Genomic DNA, 2961 nt, shown 5'->3' on the forward strand with positions numbered 1-2961 from the left:
GTTGAGTCTCTGAGGCCTTACCCATGATCTCCGGCCTTGTTCAAATACTTTTATTCCAAAGCTTGGGTGAGCTTATATCCAAATTCGCCCTTCCCACCCTTCCCGGACCTGTAATTGGCCTAGTTCTTCTGATTATTTGGCTAGTACTACGCAAAGGAATTAACGACGACCTTGCTATGGTGGCAGATGGCTTCAGCCAATACCTAGGTCTCTTATTCGTGCCGGCAGCAGTAGGTGTGGTGCTATTTTTACCCCAACTTAAAGCCAATGCACTGGCCATCGTGAGTGCCTTAGTGGGTAGCGTTATCTTAACTATCGCCACAACGGCAATTGTGGTCCGCTTTTTAAGTACAAAACCTCAAAGCACTGAATCATGAGTGAAAAACACTCCATCGTAGAGATTTGGGTTTACCTCTCCGCTAGCCCCTTATTTGCACTCTTCATCACATTGGCGGCCTATCAAATTGGTTTATTAATCTACAAAGCCACCAAACAGAATCCCCTAGCGAACCCAGTAGCTATTGCCATCATCTTGGTGGCCAGCATGATTCAATTGATTGAGATGCCCTATTCCACCTACTTTGAAGGCGCGCAATTTATTCACTTCTTATTGGGCTCAGCCACCGTGTCACTAGCAATACCAATATATAGAGGGCTTAGCAGTCTTAAAGGAAGATCCTTGCCTTTACTGGCGTCTTTAGTTGCAGGAGGCTTGGTATCCATCATCAGCGCCGTTAATATCGCCAAACTATTCGGTGCAGATTCCAGTATCACTGGTGCCATGTACCCCAAGTCGGTAACTGCACCAATTGCCATGGGTATCGCTGAGCGTATTAGCGTATCCCCAACCCTCACCGCTATATTTGCCGTCACCACCGGAATTCTGGGGGCTATTTTGGCACCTTTTATTCTCAATGCTTTGGGTATGAAAGCATGGTGGCAACGTGGGTTTGCGATTGGCATTGGTGCTCACGGCATTGGCACCTCGAGAGCATTTAGCATTCATCCTGAGGCGGGCACTTATGCCAGCCTCGCTATGGGCATGAACGGCGTAATTAGTGCGGTAGCTATTCCGATTTTGTATCACATCTTTAATTAAGAAAATTTCAAATTATGTTGATTTCTCCTCCTTATAGTGGGGCACGCGCCCCAGTGCTAGCTAAGAATGCTGTGGCTAGCTCACAGCCTTTAGCAACCCAAGCTGGTATTGAAGCTCTGCAGCATGGTGGCAATGCGGTTGATGCGGCTTTAGCAACTGCAATCACGCTCACCGTAGTTGAGCCCACCATGAATGGTCTCGGTGGAGATGGTTTCGCCTTAATTTGGGATGGCAAAAAACTCCATGGCATGAATGCCTCTGGTCGCGCACCAGGAGCATGGACGCCAGACTATTTTTCAGGCAAATCTGCAATGGATTTGATTGGCTGGAATACAGTAACCGTACCAGGCATGGTGTCAGGATGGATTGAGTTATCTCGCAAATTTGGTAAGCTGCCTTTTGCGCAACTCTTTAAGCGCGCAATTGATTATGCAGAGAATGGTTTTCCAGTTTCACCGGTGATTGCTCGCCAATGGCGCGAAGCAGTTCCTATCCTAAAGAATCAACCGGGCTTTAGTGAATCTTTTTTGATCGATGGCAAAGCCCCGGTTGCTGGCCAAATATGGCGCTACCCGGCTCAAGCAAAAACACTTCGCGAGATCGCCGAGACAGAAGGGGAATCTTTTTATACCGGTAGGTTAGCGCAAAGCATGGTTGACTTCGCACAAAGCACTGGCGGTTGCTTCACTATGACTGACTTTGCAAATAATCAAACTGAATGGGTAGAACCTTTGGCCTTTGATTATGGTGAATACACCCTCCATGAAATTCCACCCAATGGCTCGGGCATCGCCGCACAAATGGCTCTGGGTATTTTGCAGGCTGCTAATGTCAAACAATACCCCGCCAATTCTGCGCAACGCATTCATCTTCAGGTGGAAGCAATGCGCATTGCTTTTGCCGATGCCTATGCCTATGTATCTGATGCGAGCTCGATGAAGGTGCCAACAAGCGCCCTATTGGATAGGGATTATTTAGCTAGCCGTGCTGCACTCATTAATCACAATCAAGCTGGTAGCTATGGTGCAGGCGATCCTCATGCTGGCGGCACTGTTTACCTCTGTGCTGCAGATGAATCTGGCATGATGATTTCTTATATTCAGTCGAACTTTAAGGGCTTCGGTTCCGGAGTGGTTGCTCCCGGCGGTATTGCATTCCATAACCGCGGCATGAGCTTTAGCCTGACTGAGGGCCACCCTAATCAAGTAGCGCCAGGTAAGCGCCCTTTTCACTCCATCATTCCTGCATTCTTAACAAAGGGTAATCAACCTACTATGGCGTTTGGTGTGATGGGTGGCAATATGCAGCCACAAGGACATATTCAGTTTGTCATGAGATTTGTTGATGAGTATCTCAATCCCCAAGCTTGCTCTGATGCGCCCCGCTGGAGAATTGATGATCTTGGCAAACTGACGGTAGAAGCTTCTATGCCCATGGCTGTAGTTGAAGGCTTGAAAGCGCTGGGGCATGAAGTGACCGTGATGCCGGCAAATAGCTTGGATTTTGGTAGCGCCCAAGCAATTGCACTGCTCGGTGAAGAAACTAAGGATGCCTATATTGCTGGTAGCGATCATCGCCGTGATGGATTGGCGGCGGGATTCTAGATTTCCAACTACGGCGTAAAAGTTGCCTGCAATATATCGAGACTAGCTCCCAATGTTTTATTGCTGACTGCGCCTAATCTTTTGACTAGGCGGGCCTTATCTATTGTGCGAATCTGATCCAAGAGGACTAAACCTTTTTTACCATCGTGTGTAATCGGCACGCGATAGGATGCTAATCTTCCTTTTGTGGTCATTGGCGCAATAATCACGGTTCGCAAAAAGTCATGCATCTCTTGCGGAGATACAACAACGCATGGT

At 47.9% G+C, this 2961-nt stretch carries 4 protein-coding genes; 3 read left to right on the forward strand and 1 reads right to left on the reverse strand.

Annotation, left to right across the window (positions count from 1 at the left end; translation table 11 throughout):
• Nucleotides 1-23 precede the first annotated feature (23 nt).
• From B7X71_RS14490 to B7X71_RS14500, 3 genes are read left to right on the forward strand one after another with little or no spacing between them, the layout of a single operon-like run.
• Nucleotides 24-377, forward strand: coding sequence for a CidA/LrgA family protein (locus tag B7X71_RS14490; RefSeq protein ID WP_293599064.1), 354 nt, complete (start codon nt 24-26; stop codon nt 375-377).
• Nucleotides 374-1099 (forward strand): LrgB family protein, encoded by a 726-nt coding sequence (locus B7X71_RS14495; protein WP_293599063.1) that lies wholly within the window; start codon nt 374-376, stop codon nt 1097-1099. Before B7X71_RS14490 ends, B7X71_RS14495 begins: the two co-directional genes overlap by 4 nt.
• Nucleotides 1100-1113: 14 nt before the next feature.
• Nucleotides 1114-2703 carry a gamma-glutamyltransferase family protein gene (locus B7X71_RS14500; RefSeq protein WP_293599062.1) on the forward strand — a complete coding sequence of 530 codons (1590 nt, stop codon included), beginning with the start codon at nt 1114-1116 and terminating at the stop codon, nt 2701-2703.
• A gap of 8 nt (nt 2704-2711) precedes the next feature.
• Here the strand turns inward: B7X71_RS14500 and B7X71_RS14505 are convergent.
• On the reverse strand, nt 2712-2961 hold a 250-nt coding region (locus tag B7X71_RS14505; protein ID WP_293601149.1), incomplete at its 5' end, for a type II toxin-antitoxin system PemK/MazF family toxin.

Source organism: Polynucleobacter sp. 39-46-10 (assembly GCF_002282275.1).